13 protein-coding genes are annotated in these 12,817 nt (G+C 72.2%); 6 read left to right on the top strand and 7 right to left on the bottom strand.

Annotated features, from left to right (window positions below; translation table 11 throughout):
• Positions 1–12: 12 nt before the first annotated feature.
• Both ABCQ75_RS14655 and ABCQ75_RS14660 read right to left on the bottom strand, forming a co-directional pair.
• Positions 13–978, bottom strand: coding sequence for an IS481 family transposase (locus ABCQ75_RS14655; RefSeq protein ID WP_345883225.1), 966 nt, complete (start codon positions 976–978; stop codon positions 13–15).
• Positions 979–1,085: 107 nt separating this feature from the next.
• On the bottom strand, positions 1,086–1,370 hold the full coding sequence (locus tag ABCQ75_RS14660; RefSeq protein WP_345886316.1) for a hypothetical protein: 285 nt from the start codon (positions 1,368–1,370) through the stop codon (positions 1,086–1,088).
• Positions 1,371–1,631: 261 nt separating this feature from the next.
• Between ABCQ75_RS14660 and ABCQ75_RS14665 the strand changes: the two genes are divergently transcribed.
• The 4 genes from ABCQ75_RS14665 to ABCQ75_RS14680 are packed head-to-tail and all read left to right on the top strand — an operon-like array spanning position 1,632 to position 4,827.
• Complete coding sequence (locus tag ABCQ75_RS14665) at positions 1,632–1,913, top strand: hypothetical protein (RefSeq protein WP_345886318.1); 282 nt, start codon at positions 1,632–1,634, stop codon at positions 1,911–1,913.
• A gap of 9 nt (positions 1,914–1,922) precedes the next feature.
• Positions 1,923–2,681, top strand: a complete 759-nt coding sequence (locus tag ABCQ75_RS14670) for a prolipoprotein diacylglyceryl transferase (RefSeq protein ID WP_345886319.1) — start codon at positions 1,923–1,925, stop codon at positions 2,679–2,681.
• Positions 2,678–4,435 carry a radical SAM protein gene (locus tag ABCQ75_RS14675; protein ID WP_345886320.1) on the top strand — a complete coding sequence of 586 codons (1,758 nt, stop codon included), beginning with the start codon at positions 2,678–2,680 and terminating at the stop codon, positions 4,433–4,435. Before ABCQ75_RS14670 ends, ABCQ75_RS14675 begins: the two co-directional genes overlap by 4 nt.
• Positions 4,432–4,827, top strand: coding sequence for a hypothetical protein (locus tag ABCQ75_RS14680; RefSeq protein WP_345886322.1), 396 nt, complete (start codon positions 4,432–4,434; stop codon positions 4,825–4,827). Before ABCQ75_RS14675 ends, ABCQ75_RS14680 begins: the two co-directional genes overlap by 4 nt.
• A gap of 14 nt (positions 4,828–4,841) precedes the next feature.
• On the opposite strand, the gene ABCQ75_RS14685 is transcribed toward ABCQ75_RS14680, so the two are convergent.
• A complete protein-coding gene (locus tag ABCQ75_RS14685) occupies positions 4,842–5,138 on the bottom strand; it encodes a hypothetical protein (protein ID WP_345886323.1) in 297 nt (98 codons plus the stop codon).
• Positions 5,139–5,328: 190 nt separating this feature from the next.
• Between ABCQ75_RS14685 and ABCQ75_RS14690 the strand changes: the two genes are divergently transcribed.
• Positions 5,329–6,813, top strand: coding sequence for an FAD-dependent oxidoreductase (locus tag ABCQ75_RS14690; protein WP_345886324.1), 1,485 nt, complete (start codon positions 5,329–5,331; stop codon positions 6,811–6,813).
• 730 nt (positions 6,814–7,543) lie between these two features.
• Here ABCQ75_RS14690 and ABCQ75_RS14695 read toward each other — a convergent pair.
• The 4 genes from ABCQ75_RS14695 to ABCQ75_RS14710 all read right to left on the bottom strand — a co-directional run bounded on the left by ABCQ75_RS14695 (position 7,544) and on the right by ABCQ75_RS14710 (position 11,745).
• Positions 7,544–8,203 carry a GntR family transcriptional regulator gene (locus ABCQ75_RS14695; protein WP_345886325.1) on the bottom strand — a complete coding sequence of 220 codons (660 nt, stop codon included), beginning with the start codon at positions 8,201–8,203 and terminating at the stop codon, positions 7,544–7,546.
• A gap of 185 nt (positions 8,204–8,388) precedes the next feature.
• Positions 8,389–9,405: a transketolase family protein gene (locus tag ABCQ75_RS14700; RefSeq protein ID WP_345886328.1), complete on the bottom strand. Its 1,017-nt coding sequence runs from the start codon at positions 9,403–9,405 to the stop codon at positions 8,389–8,391.
• Positions 9,402–10,313 carry a transketolase gene (locus ABCQ75_RS14705; RefSeq protein WP_345886330.1) on the bottom strand — a complete coding sequence of 304 codons (912 nt, stop codon included), beginning with the start codon at positions 10,311–10,313 and terminating at the stop codon, positions 9,402–9,404. Before ABCQ75_RS14705 ends, ABCQ75_RS14700 begins: the two co-directional genes overlap by 4 nt.
• A gap of 88 nt (positions 10,314–10,401) precedes the next feature.
• On the bottom strand, positions 10,402–11,745 hold the full coding sequence (locus tag ABCQ75_RS14710; RefSeq protein WP_345886331.1) for an MFS transporter: 1,344 nt from the start codon (positions 11,743–11,745) through the stop codon (positions 10,402–10,404).
• A gap of 202 nt (positions 11,746–11,947) precedes the next feature.
• Here ABCQ75_RS14710 and ABCQ75_RS14715 point away from each other — a divergent pair, with 202 nt between their 5' ends.
• On the top strand, positions 11,948–12,787 hold the full coding sequence (locus ABCQ75_RS14715) for a sugar phosphate isomerase/epimerase family protein (RefSeq protein WP_345886332.1): 840 nt from the start codon (positions 11,948–11,950) through the stop codon (positions 12,785–12,787).
• The last annotated feature ends 30 nt before the right edge of the window (positions 12,788–12,817 follow it).

The raw sequence follows: 12,817 nt of genomic DNA on the forward strand, positions 1-12,817 counted from the left end.
TGTACCCGGCCATCAGGTTGGTTGCAGTCGGCTGGTCGGGGGCTTGCCTCCGAGTGCGCTGTGGCTACGTTGAGTGTTGTAGTGCTCGAGCCAGGGTGCAAGTGCTTCGGTGCGTTGGTCGTTGCTGGTGAAGGGCTGGCGGTAGGCCCACTCGGTCTGCAGGGTGCGGTTGAGACGTTCCACCTTGCCGTTCTGCCAGGGGCAGTGGGGCCGGATGAACTTCTGGCGGATGCCATGCCTGGCGCAGACCTCGCCCAGGGAGTACCGGTAGGCGAAGGCGTTGTCGGTCATGAGCCGCTCGATGCGGGCGATCCCGTGGGCGGCGAAGTAGGCGACCGCCCGGTCGAGGAAGCCGGCACAGGTGGTGCCCTTCTCGTCCGGGAGGATCTCGGAGTAGGCCAGCCGGGAGAAGTCGTCCACGAGCGAGTGCACGTAGTCGAAGCCGATCGGGCCCTTCTTGTGCTTGTGGGCCACGGTCGCTTCCCTGCCGAGGGCGCGCCAGCCTCCTCCGTCCGGGATCCGGCCGAGCTTCTTCACGTCCATGTGGACCAGCTCGCCGGGCCGTTTGCGTTCGTAGCGCACGGCTGTGGCCTTGCTGGAGCGGATCAGCTCTCCGCTCATCGGGTCGAGCGCTGCCAGGGGCGGCAGGCCGTTGCGGGCCAGGAACCGCGAGACCGTCCGGGGCGGCACCTCGAGCTGGGCCCCGATCCAAGCGGGCCCACGCCGTTCGCTCTGGCGCAGGTCGATGATCCGCTGCTCGAGCTCGGCGCTGGTCTTTCTCGGGCAGCTGTGCGGACGGGAGGAGCGGTCGTGGAGGCCGTCCTCGCCCTCCTCGGCGTAGCGGTCGATCCAAGTCTTCACGCACTTGCGCGAGATGCCCATCGCCGAGGCGAGGTGGGCCTGCTTCCACCCCTCGAGATGGCGGCGGACGATCAGCAGGCGGCCATGGAAGGTCAGGCGGGCGTTACCGTGGGACAAGAGAGCCTCCGGGGTCAGGTGAAAGCCTTCGACAAGCCACACCCCACCCGGAGGCTCTCCCTACGTCAACACGACTCGCCTGCCACCAACGTCATGACCCGGTACACCTAGCCCGTCCCTTCCTGCCTGAGCACCTCGTACTCCTCGACGCCCAGGATCTCCATGCGCTGCTCCGCTGCGCTCTCCGCACGGATCGCCTTGGCGGCGTCGCGGCTGCCGTCCAGCGCGTCCTTGTCCGCCCACAGGGTCAGCGCGAGCGCCTTCCCCTGATCGCCGCTGAGATAGTAGAAGCCCTTGCAGCCCGGGATCGCAAGGACGCGTTGGACCGTCTCGTCGGTGGGCTCTCCCGAGCCGTCCGGGGCGGTCTTGAAGGTGCTGACTCTCATGTACATGGCGTGCTCCTGGGGTGACTGTGGTGCCACCAGTAGGGACCCGCCGCCGCGGGAGCGCAATGGTCCGCGGCCCCCAATTCGGGGCGCCCCGCGTGGCGACCGCCCTGTGCCCTGTCCGCCCCGGTGCCGGGCGGCTAGTGTGTGCCCATGCCGGTCCCGGACAACCCGCCGCCCCCACCGCCGCGGTCACCGCCGCCGCCGTCACCGCCGCCGCTGCCGCCGCCAGGGCCCTTCGGAGACCCGCGCAAGGGCCGGGATTCCGTGTGGCTCGGGCTGGGGATCGGGGTGGTGGCCATCCCGCTGCTCGCCTTCCTCGCTACGGCGATCGGCTCCTCCCTTCCCTTGGACTCGTCGCTGCTCGGCATGGGGTTCCTCTGGTGGGGGCCGTTCTTCGCCTATCTCGTGGTCGCGATCGTCCTCGCGTCGCGGCCCACGACGACGAGGACGGGCGCCGGCCTGCTCCTCGCCATCGGCGCGTGGATCCTCATCGGCGCGGGGGTCTGTGTCGCGCTGATCGCCCAGTTCTCCAGCGGCGGGTACTGAGGAGCGCGCGTGGTGGGGCTGCCGTTCGCCGGAGACGGACTCGTGCATGGGGTGTTCGTGGGACTCGGCATCGCGGCGGCCCTCGCGTTCTACGCCTACGAGAAGCGCCGCCGGGGGCTCGCCGACGACAGGCTGTGGACCGTGGCAGGGTTCGCCGTGGCGTTCGGGGCGATCGGGTCGCGGCTCTTCACGTGGGACTTCGTGCAGCAGCCGGCACTCGAGGACTGGTGGACCACCGGGGACCGCAGCGTCCTCGCCGGGCTCGTGGGCGCTTGGCTCGGCGTGCACCTCGGCAAGCGGATCACCGGGTACCGGCCCTCCACGGGGGACCTGTTCGCGCCGGCGGTCGCCCTCGCCATGGCCGTCGGGCGGTTCGGGTGCCTCCTCACCGAGCTCCCCGGGACCCCCACGGGCGGGGCCTGGGGCATGGTCCTCACCCCCGGGCAGGCGGCCCTCTTCGGGGCCCCCGCGGGCGTGGGCCTCCACCCCTCCTTCGCCTACGAGATCGCCTTCCACGCCCTCGCCTTCGCTGCCATGTGGCGCTGGCGGGACCGGCTCCCCCGCCCCGGCGACCTGTTCGTCTGCTACGTGGCCGCCTACGCCCTGTTCCGGTTCGCCGTGGAGTTCGTGCGCGGCAACAACGAGCTCTGGCTCGGCATGAGCGGGCCCCAGTGGTTCCTGCTCGCCATGCTCCCCCTCCTCGCCTGGCGCACGGTCCGCGTCTTCGCCAGGCCCGCACCCGCAGAGCTGGAAGGACAGACCGCATGAAGCACAGCTCCCCGCCCCCACCCGGGACGCGCCCGCCTGGGACGCCTTCGCCCGAGCCGGCCCCGCGCAACCCGGCTCCGGCCGCGCGCCAGGCCCCGCCACGGCGTCGTGCGCCACTGGGTGACGGGCAGCCGCTCCGGGGCGACCGCATCCACCGCTACGTCACCGCCTTCTGCCCGCACTGCCACGAGGACAGCCCGCCGCTCGCGCAGGTGCGGCGCCTCTCCGGCGCGCTGCTCATCCGCGACGGACGCGTGTGGCTCGAGCGGGGCTGCCCGGACCACGGGCTCGTGCGCACCCTCTACGACGAGTTCCCGGAGATCCTGCGCTACCTCGAGAAGTGGCAGGCGCCCACCAAGGCCCACGTCCCGGACTCCCCGGACAACTTCCGTCCCGTCCCCGAGGCGTACGCGTACGGGCTCCCGGCGATGCAGACCCAGCACACGTGCATCCTCCTCCAGGACGTCATAGAGCACTGCAACCTGCGCTGCCCCACGTGCTTCACGGCGTCCGGGCCGCAGCTGCAGGGGGTGGCGCCGCTGGCCGAGGTGCTCGCGAACGTGGACACGCGGCTGGCCCGGGAGAACGGGCGGATCGACGTGCTCATGCTCTCCGGCGGCGAGCCCACCCTCTACCCGCACCTCGCCGAGCTGCTCGAGGAGCTCGTGGCCCGGCCGATCGTGCGGGTCATGGTCAACACCAACGGGATGCTCCTCGCGTCCGACGACGACCTGCTGGCGCTGCTCGAACGCCACCGCGACCGCGTGGAGGTCTACCTCCAGTACGACGGGCCCTCCAAGGAGTCCTCGGTCCACCACCGGGGCGGGGACCTCACCCGGTTCAAGGACGCCGCCATAACCCGGCTCTCCGCGGCCGGCGTCTTCACGACGCTCACCATGACCGCGGCGCTCGGGGTGAACGACGGCGAGATCGGCGCCGTGGTGATGCGCGCCCTCGAGACGCCGTTCGTGGGCGGGGTGGCGATCCAGCCGGTGTTCGGCTCGGGGCGCGGGCACGGGATCGACCCAATGGACCGGCTCACCCACACCGGGGCCCTCGCGCGGCTCGAGGAGCAGACCGGCGGGGTGGTCGCGTGGCACGACCTCACCGCGCTGCCGTGCTCGCACCCGCACTGCGCCTCGGTGGGCTACATGCTCAGGGACGACTCCGGCGTGTGGCGCTCCCTCACGGCGCTGATCGGGCACGACAGGCTCCTCGAATGGCTCGAGCTCAGCCCGGATGCCCTCGCCAACCGGATCGCGGACAGCGCCCTGCCGCTGGGGCTGCGCTCGCTCATGAAGTCCTCGCTCCTGGACCTGCTCAGCGAACAGTCCTCGCTCACCCACCCCAGCACGGCGGAGCTGTGGAAGAACATCTGCACGCAGTGCGACCTCGGCATCGGCACCCTCACCACGCTCGCGGCCGGGCGGCTGCCGGGCCAGCAGCAGCGGCTGCGGCGGCTCCTCGCCGAGCGGATCACCCGGATCACGGTCAAGCCGTTCATGGATATGTCCACGATGATCGAGGAGCGCCTCACGCAGTGCTGCGTGCACGTGGGCACCAAGAGCGACGCGGGCGCCCACCAGTGCGCGCCGTTCTGCGCCGTGCAGGCCTGGCCGGAACTGTCACGGCAGCGCATGAGCACCGCGACGGGGGCGGCCCTGCAGGGGCATCCCCGCCGCGAGCCGGTCCCTGTTGCGCTGGGGGCCGTGCCGGCCGCGCCGCTGGGGGCCGTACGCCTGGGGGCTCCGTGAGCGGAGAATCAGACGCCCGCCGGATCGCCGGCGGGCCGCTGCCGTCGTCCTTCACTGCCCGCGCGCGCAAGGAGTCCACGGACGCCACAGCGCCGGCGGGCTCCGCGCACGACGGCGACCCCTCGGCGTCGTCCGCGGATGCACCCTTCGACCCGCTGCGGCTGTGCATCTTCGCGACCATCGCCCTGCTGGGCTGGGCCGCGGGGCCGGCCGCGCTCGTGGTGTTCGCCGGGGTCGGGTTCGCAGGCTACTGGAAGGCCCGGAGGGCCGGCCTCACGCGCTCGAAGTGCTGGCTGCGGGACACGCGGCTCGTGCTCGCCTACCTCGCCCTCCTCACGGCGGCCGGGCTGTGGGGCGTGTGGGCGCTCATCGCGGGATGGTTGGGCGCGTAGCCCTCCCCCGGACCCTACTGCTCCTGGCCGTGGTGCGCGGAGTCGTCGCTCGCATCCCCCTCGCGCAGGTCCGCGTCCGGCACGTCGAAGCCCGCGGCGGCCTGGTCCATGCCGGGGACGCTCGAGGGCACGTCCTGCTTCTGCGGCCGGATCCCCTGCGCCTGCTCGCGGATGAGCTGCTGCTCCTCGGAGAAGCGGATGTCGTTCGCCTCCTCGCCGCTGTCCTGGGGCTCCACGGTCTCGGTCGTGTACTCGTCCGAGTTCTCGGCGTTGTACTGGTTCTCGCGGTTCTCGTTCCGGTTCTCGCTCATGCCACCCAGCTACCCGCGCGGGCCGCGCGCCAATCACGCCCCGCCCCGCACGCCCCACCCAGCGCGCCCTGCTCCGGGCGGGCTGCCGACCGGAAGGCGGGGGACGGCGTCGTGCGCCGCCCGCTGGAAGCCCGGCGGGAGGCGACGTGAACACTGGTGTCAACGGGGCGGGCTGGGGTAAACACGCACCATGCGATCTCTGTGGCAGGACCGGGCGGAACCCCTTGGATCGGACGAGCTCCACGCCGGCGCGCACTACGACGCCGTGGTGGCGGGGGCCGGCATCACGGGACTCACGGCGGCGGTGCTGCTCGCGCGCGCAGGCCGCACCGTCGCCGTCGTCGAGGCGCGCAGGCCCGGCGCACTCACCACGGGCGGGACCACAGGCAAAGTCTCCCTCCTGCAGGGCTCCATGCTCAGCACCGTGCGCCAGCACCACAACGACGACGTCCTGCGCGCCTACGTGCAGGGCAACCTCGAGGGCCAGCAGTGGCTCCAGCGCTACATGGACGAACGCGGGGTGCCGTACCAGACCCGCACCGCGTGGACCTACGCCGAGGCGCAGGACGCCATGGGCATCCTCGGCGAGGAGCACGCCGCCTGCGTCGCCGCGGGCCTGGACGTGACCCGCGCGGACGCGCTCGAGCTCCCCTTCCGCACCGCCGGCGCGATCCGGCTCGACGGGCAGGTGCAGGTGGACGCGATGGACGTCCTCGCCGCCCTCGCCGCCGAGCTCCGCCAGCGCGGCGGCGCCCTCATCCAAGGTGTGCGGCTCACCGGCGCGGACATCGCGCGGGCGCGCCGCGGCGGCCCGGTCGAGGCCGTCACCGACCACGGCCGCCTCACCGCGGACCGGCTCATCCTCGCCACCGGCACCCCCGTCCTGAACCGTGGCGCGCGCTTCGCCCTCCTCGAGCCCAGCCGCGCGTTCGCCGCCGCGTTCTCCGGCGCCGAGCACCACGAGGGCTTCCCTCAGGGCATGTACCTCTCCCTCGACTCGCCCTCGCGCTCGCTCCGCTCCGTCCCTCCCCTGCCCGGGCGTCCGGAGGCGCACGGCGCGGACGACGGCGGGCCCCGACTCGTGGCGGTGGGCGGCGGCTTCGCGGTGGGCAGCACCGGGACGGGCCGGCACCGCTCCGACCTGCTGGACTGGGTGCGCGAGCGCTTCCCCGGCACGAGGCCGACCCATGTGTGGGCCGCGCAGGACTACATCCCGGTCACCGGGGTGCCTCTCGTCGGGGCGCTTCCGGGCACGGGCGGGCGGATCCACGCCGCCACCGGGTTCGGGAAGTGGGGGCTCGCGAACGGTGTGGCCGCCGCGCTCTCGATCTCCGCGGACATCCTGGGCGGGAACATCCCCTGGTCCCGCGAGCTGTACGGGGCCGGGGTGTCCGGCAGGGACGCGCAGGAGGCGGCCCGGTTCAATGCCGGGGTCGCGGGGCGGCTCGCGGCCGGGTGGGCGAAGTCCCTCGTGGCCGAGCGGCACCGCCCCGTGGGCGACTGCGAGGTGGGCGGAGTCAAGCACCGGGTCTCCCGGGTGTGCACGCACCTGGGCGGAGTGCTCCAGTGGAACGACGCCGAGAAGACCTGGGACTGCCCTCTCCACGGCTCGCGGTTCTCGTGCGACGGCGGGGTGCTCGAGGGCCCGGCCACCAAGCCCCTTCGGCGCGGCTGACCGGGGTCCCCGCCCCACACACCACGCGTGGCCACCTCCCGCCCCACGCGTGGCCACCTCCCACCCCACGCGTGGCCACCTCCCACCCCACGCGTGGCCACCTCCCACCCCACGCGTGGCCACCTCCCACCCCACGCGTGGCCACCACCCACCCCACGCGTGGCCACCACCCACCCCACGCGTGGCCACTTCCCGGGAATAGTCATCCGCCGCGGAAGGACCGTGGGCGAAATGGCCCTCTTGCTGCGAGATGGTCCCTTTCAACGCGTCGAAAGGGACCATCTCGAAGGAAAACGACCACCCCACGCGTGGCCACCTCTCACTCCACACGTGGCCGCCTCTCACCCACACGTGGCCACCTCCCCGCGTTCGCCCTAGAAAGCGTGCAGGTTTCCCCAGAATCGGGCCGTCCGCGGCCACGACACGCCGGATGAACTGCCCGACACGCCGGATTCTGGGTCACTCCTTGGGGAAGCGTGCACGCCGGTCGTCGCGGCGCGGGGCGCGCACCGAGGCGAGCGGCCGGCGTCGTACCCGAAACGGCTGAAGGGGCACGCTATGTGTACCCGAAAACAGCGAGGGGCAAAGGCGAGCAGGAAGGCCCGAGACGAGCAGGCGGCGTCGTACCCGAAACGCCCAAAGGGGCACGCTATGCGTACCCGAAACGCCCAAAGGGGCACGTTATGTGTACCCGAAACGCCCTGAGAGGGATTATGTGTACCCGAAACGGCTAGCCTCCTACGAGGTTGGCCGCCGCCCCCTGCATGTGCTCGATGATGGTCTGGCGGGCGGTGTCCACGTCGCCGGACTCGATCGCGTCCACGACGTCGCGGTGCCGGTCCACGCTCATGTTGCTCGTGGCCCGCTCGAGCCCGGCGAACATGATGGACATCCGGATCGACCCCTCGAGGGACAGCCACTGGTGCAGGAGCGTTTCGTTGCCGGAGAGCCGGCAGAGGAGGCGGTGGAAGTCCAGGTCCGCCTCGATCCGGTCCTCGAGGGAGCGCTCGGCGGCCTCGGCCATGAGCTCGAGCGCGTCGCGCAGCTCGCCCACGGCCTTGGCACGGCGAGGCTGCTCGATGAGGGTGCGCGAGGCGAGTGACTCGAGGGCCGCCCGGACGGCGAAGATGTCCCGGATCTCCTTCGCGTCCAGGTGCCGGACGCTGAGGCGCCCGCGCGGCCCGGCGGAGGCGAGCCCCTCCTGCTCGAGCTGGCGCAGGGCCTCCCGGAGCGTGCCGCGGGAGATGCCGAGCATCTCGGACAGCTCGGTCTCCACGAGGTGCCGGCCGGGCTCGAGTTCCCCGGACGTGATGGCGCGCCGCAGGGCGGACACAGCCTGCTCGCGCAGGCTCTTCTTCTCGAGTCCCAGCAGGGACGCCGCGACGGCCATGGGTTCCTCCCCCTCGAGTGTCGACTGTCGCCAGACAGTCGTTGACACTTCCGATGATAGGCGGCAGGCCCGGAGAGTGCCCCGAGCCTGCCGCCCTATGCCAGCCCAGCCGCCCGACGCCGGTCGGCCGCGATGCCAACCAGCCGCCCGACGCCGGTCGGCCGCGATGCCGGCCAGCCGGAGCCTCAGCCCAGCTCGGCCAGGACCTTCGCGACAATCCGGTCCACGCTCAGCCCGTACTTCTCGTGCAGGGTGGGCAGCGCCCCGGCGTCGAGGAACTCGTCCGGCAGGCCGATCGGCACCACGCGGCGCGACTGCCCTGAGCGGACCAAGGCCCCGGCCACGGTCTCGAAGAGCCCGCCCACCACAGTGTGGTTCTCGAGCGTCACCGCGAGCCTGTCCCCCGCGAGCTCGGCGAGGACGGTCTCCTCGTCGAACGGCTTGATCGTGGGGGTATGCACGACGGCGACATCCACCTTGTGCTTCTCGAGCGCCTTCGCGGCGGCGAGGGCGCGCATGGTCATGAGCCCCGAGGACACGAAGACGACGTCCCGCCCACCGCGGAGGACCTTGGCCTTGCCGAGCTCGAACGTGTACCCGTACTCGTCCAGGACCGTGGGCACCTTGCCGCGCAGCAGGCGCAGGTAGGTGGGCCCCTCGGAGGCGGCGAGCTGCGGGACGGCCTGCTCGATGTCCACCGAGTCGCACGGGTCCACGATGGTCAGGTTGGGCATGCCGCGGAAGATCGCCATGTCCTCAGTAGCCTGGTGCGAGGGCCCGTACCCGGTGGTGAGGCCCGGGAGCCCGCCCACGATGTTGACGTTGAGGTTCGGCTCGGCGATGTCGAGGCAGATGAAATCGTACGCCCGCCGCGCGGCGAACACCGAGTAGGTCGAGGCGAACGGCACGAGCCCTGCCTCCGCCATGCCGGCCGCCGCCCCGAAGAGCAGCTGCTCGGCCATGCCCATCTGGAAGAACCGGTCCGGGTGGGCCTCGGCGAAGACGTGCATGTCGGTGTACTTGCCCAGGTCCGCCGTGAGCCCCACGATCCGCGGATCCGCCTCGGCCGCCGCCGCGAGGGCGTGGCCGAACGGGGCCGGGGCGGTCTTCTGCCCCGGGTCCGCGAACGAGGCGATCATCGCCGAGGTCTTGAGCTTGGGTGCCCTCACCGGCGCGGTGCCCACTGCTGCCGTGGTGCTCATGCGTTGCCCTCCTCGTTCTTCGCGGCCCAGCCGGCGTCCAGCTGCTCGTTGCACAGGGCCCACTCGTGCTCCTCGATGCGCATGAAGTGCGCCTTCTCGCGCGTCTCGAGCAGCGGGACCCCGCGCCCCACCCTGGTATCGCAGAGCACGACGGCGGGCGCGCCGTCCCCGTCCTCCGTGCCGTCGGCACCCGACCCGGCGGCGTCGAACGCCTCCAGGAGCGCGCCGACGTCGTTCCCGTCCACGCGAAAGACGCGCCAGCCGCACGCGGCCCACTTGTCCGCGACCGGCTCGGTGCGCAGGACGCCCTCGGTGGGGCCGTCCGCCTGGAGCGCGTTGATGTCCACGATCGCGGTGAGCCTGCCGAGGCGGTGGTGCGAGGCGCCCATCGCGGCCTCCCACGTCGAGCCCTCGTCCAGCTCGCCGTCGGAGAGGAAGTTGAACACCCGCGCCGGGTTGCCCCGGTGCCGCAGCCCCAGGGCCAGGCCCACCGCGATGGTCAGGCCGTGCCCGAGCGAGCCGCCGGAGATCTCCATTCCCGGCGTGTAGGTGGCCATGCCGGACATCGGCAGCCGCGAGCCGTCCGAGCCGTAGGTCTCGAGCTCCCCGACCGGGATGGTCCCGGCCTCGGCGAGCGCCGCGTAGAGCCCGATCGCGTAGTGGCCTGTGGAGAGCAGGAAGCGGTCGCGGCCGTCCCACTCCGGGTCCTCGGGGCGGAAGCGGAGCTGGTCCGCGTAGACGGCGGCGAGGATGTCCGCGGCGCCGAGGGCCTGGCCCACGTAGCCCTGCCCCTGCACCTCGCCCATGAACAGGGCGTGGCGGCGGATCCGGTGCGCCGCCGCCTCCACGGCCGCCCGGCGCTGCGCGGGCGAGGCCGCGGTGCGGGGCTCGAGTGTCGGTGTCGTCATGTCAGTCCTCCGGTGATTCGGTGCGAGCTGCGGCGCCCTGCGCCCCGGGGCTGTCCGCCCCGGGACGCAGAGCTGTCGGCCGGCGCCTTCAGGCGTGCTGGTGCTCGGGAAGGGGCGTCTCGGCGGCGGCGCGCGCGGCGGCCTCCCGCTCGCGGGCGCCCCACGTCTCGCGGGTCACGAGGGCGGCCCACAGGCCGATCGCACCGTAGAGGCTGAACAGCAGCGCCGGGCCCACCCAGCCGAAGCTCACGAACAGGAGGGTGGTGATGAACGGCGTGAAGCCGGAGACCATGGCCGAGATCTGGTACGCGAGCGAGGCGCCAGAGGAGCGGGTCTTGGCCTGGAAGAGCTCGGGGAACCAGGCGCCCTGGGCGCCGGCGAGGGAGTTCTGGCAGACGGCGTAGGAGATGACGATCGTGGCGATGATGAAGAGGAACAGGCCTGTGTTCACCAGGAGGAACATCGGTACGCCGAACAGGACGGCGAAGAGGCAGGACCACACGTAGACCGGGCGGCGGCCCACCCTGTCGGTGAGGCGGGCCCACGAGAAGGTGGCGACGATGCCGATCGCGGAGGCGATGCACAGGGCGGTGAGGGTCTCGGTCTTGTCCGCGAGCTTGGAGCTGTGCAGGTAGGAGATCATGTACGTCACCGAGACGGCGTAGCCGGCGGTCTCCGCGACGCGCAGGCCGATGCCCCGGACGATGTTCCGCCAGTCGTCCCGGATCACCTCGGCGATGGGGGACTTGGCGATGTCGCCGCGGTCCTTGACGTCCTCGAACACGGGGGACTCCGGGACCTTGGAGCGGATGATGAGGCCCACGGCGACGAGGACGATGCTCGCGAGGAACGGCACGCGCCACGCCCACTCGCCGCCGAGCCCCACGCTCACGAGGAACGTGAGGTTGGCCAGGAGCAGGCCCACAGGGAAGCCGGCCTGGACGATCCCGGTGAACCTGCCCTTGGACTTCCAGGGCGCGTGCTCGTAGCTCATGAGGATCGCCCCGCCCCATTCGGCGCCGAACGCGAGCCCCTGGATGATGCGCACGATCACGAGGAGGGTCGGCGCGAGCACGCCCACCATCGCGTAGGTGGGCAGGAGGCCGATCGCGAAGGTCGCGAGGCCCATGAGGATGAGGGAGGCCACGAGGACGGGCTTGCGGCCCACCTTGTCGCCGAGGTGCCCGCCGATGATGCCGCCGAGCGGGCGGGCCGCGAAGCCGACGCCGAGGGTGGCGAAGGAGGCGAGCGTGCCGGTCACGGGGTCCGCGCCGGGGAAGAAGGCGGTGCCGAAGTACAGGGCGGCGGCGGTGCCGAAGCCGATGAAGTCGTAGGTCTCGATGACAGCCCCCACGCCGGAGCCGACGGCGACGCGCTTGGCGTCCTTGGTGCCGTGGACCGGGCCGCGCATGGCCAGAGCCTCGTTGCTCATTGCGTTCCTTTCGGATGGATACGACCGTTGCCGCCGCTGTCGACAGTCAACATGATATGCCAGTGTGCTCCCCGTCACGCTCCACTGTCAACAGTCAACTTTAGAGGTTGACTGTTGACACTGGATCCCTCTAGCGTGGTTGGAGTCACACCCCTCCCGCACCGACGCGGGCTGCGGGCCACACAGAAAGCGGGCAACGACGATGTTCCACGACCGCCTCGGCTGCTCGTCGATCAGCTTCCGGCACCTCTCCCTCCGAGAGGCGCTCGCCACCATGGCCGCCCTCGGCTTCGAGGAGATCGACCTCGGCGCCCTCCCGGGCGTCTGCGACCATGTCCCCTTCGCGCTCACGGCGCACGACGCCGGGCTCGTCGCCGAGGCGGTCGCGGCGGCCGGGCTGCGGGTCCGGTCGGTCAACGGGGACATCGGGGACCTCAACCGCCCTCTGGACTCGGCGGGCCGGGCCGCGCGGGACGCCCACCTGGACGCGCTCCTCGGGCTCACACGCACCGTCGGCGCGCAGGCCCTCGTGCTGCCGTGCGGCGCCCTCGATCCCCGTCCCGTCCGCGGCCTCGGGGAGGACCTCGACCTCGTGGCCGACCAGCTCGCCGCAGCCGGCGAGCGCGCGGCGGAGTCCGGCGTCGGGCTCTGGACGGAGTCCCTGCACTTCTACCGCCTGTGCGGGACGCTCGACCGCGCCCTCGCCCTCGCCGATCGGCTCGCGGGCACCCGGGTACGGCACGTCGTCGACCTCTCCCATGTCGTCGCCTCCGGGGCGGCGCCCGAGGAGGCGATCGCGGCCCTCGCCTGGCGCGCCGGCGGGGACGGGATCGCCCACGTCCATCTGCGCGATGCCGTGCCCGGGAACATCAACCTCAGCATCGGCAACGGCTCCGTGGACTTCGCCGGCGCCCTCGCCGCGCTGCGGACCGCCGGCTTCGGCGGGCACTTCTCGCTCGAGCTCGAGGCCCACGACCTCACCCATGACGAGCGCCCCGCGGCCGCCGCGAAGGCCGCGAGCTTCATCACCGACCTCATCTAGCCGCCGGCACGCGCCGGCACCAGACAACGA

Origin of the sequence: Sinomonas halotolerans (assembly GCF_039615075.1) — a bacterium.
GTDB classification, from domain to species: domain Bacteria; phylum Actinomycetota; class Actinomycetes; order Actinomycetales; family Micrococcaceae; genus Sinomonas; species Sinomonas halotolerans.

Bases quoted from the DNA above. Each gene is read 5' to 3' on its own strand.
- ABCQ75_RS14660 (WP_345886316.1), bottom strand. From the start codon at position 1,370: ATGTACATGAGAGTCAGCACCTTCAAGACCGCCCCGGACGGCTCGGGA.
- ABCQ75_RS14675 (WP_345886320.1), top strand. From the start codon at position 2,678: ATGAAGCACAGCTCCCCGCCCCCACCCGGGACGCGCCCGCCTGGGACG.
- ABCQ75_RS14685 (WP_345886323.1), bottom strand. From the start codon at position 5,138: ATGAGCGAGAACCGGAACGAGAACCGCGAGAACCAGTACAACGCCGAG.
- ABCQ75_RS14690 (WP_345886324.1), top strand. From the start codon at position 5,329: ATGCGATCTCTGTGGCAGGACCGGGCGGAACCCCTTGGATCGGACGAG.
- ABCQ75_RS14695 (WP_345886325.1), bottom strand. From the start codon at position 8,203: ATGGCCGTCGCGGCGTCCCTGCTGGGACTCGAGAAGAAGAGCCTGCGC.
- ABCQ75_RS14700 (WP_345886328.1), bottom strand. From the start codon at position 9,405: ATGAGCACCACGGCAGCAGTGGGCACCGCGCCGGTGAGGGCACCCAAG.
- ABCQ75_RS14705 (WP_345886330.1), bottom strand. From the start codon at position 10,313: ATGACGACACCGACACTCGAGCCCCGCACCGCGGCCTCGCCCGCGCAG.
- ABCQ75_RS14710 (WP_345886331.1), bottom strand. From the start codon at position 11,745: ATGAGCAACGAGGCTCTGGCCATGCGCGGCCCGGTCCACGGCACCAAG.
- ABCQ75_RS14715 (WP_345886332.1), top strand. From the start codon at position 11,948: ATGTTCCACGACCGCCTCGGCTGCTCGTCGATCAGCTTCCGGCACCTC.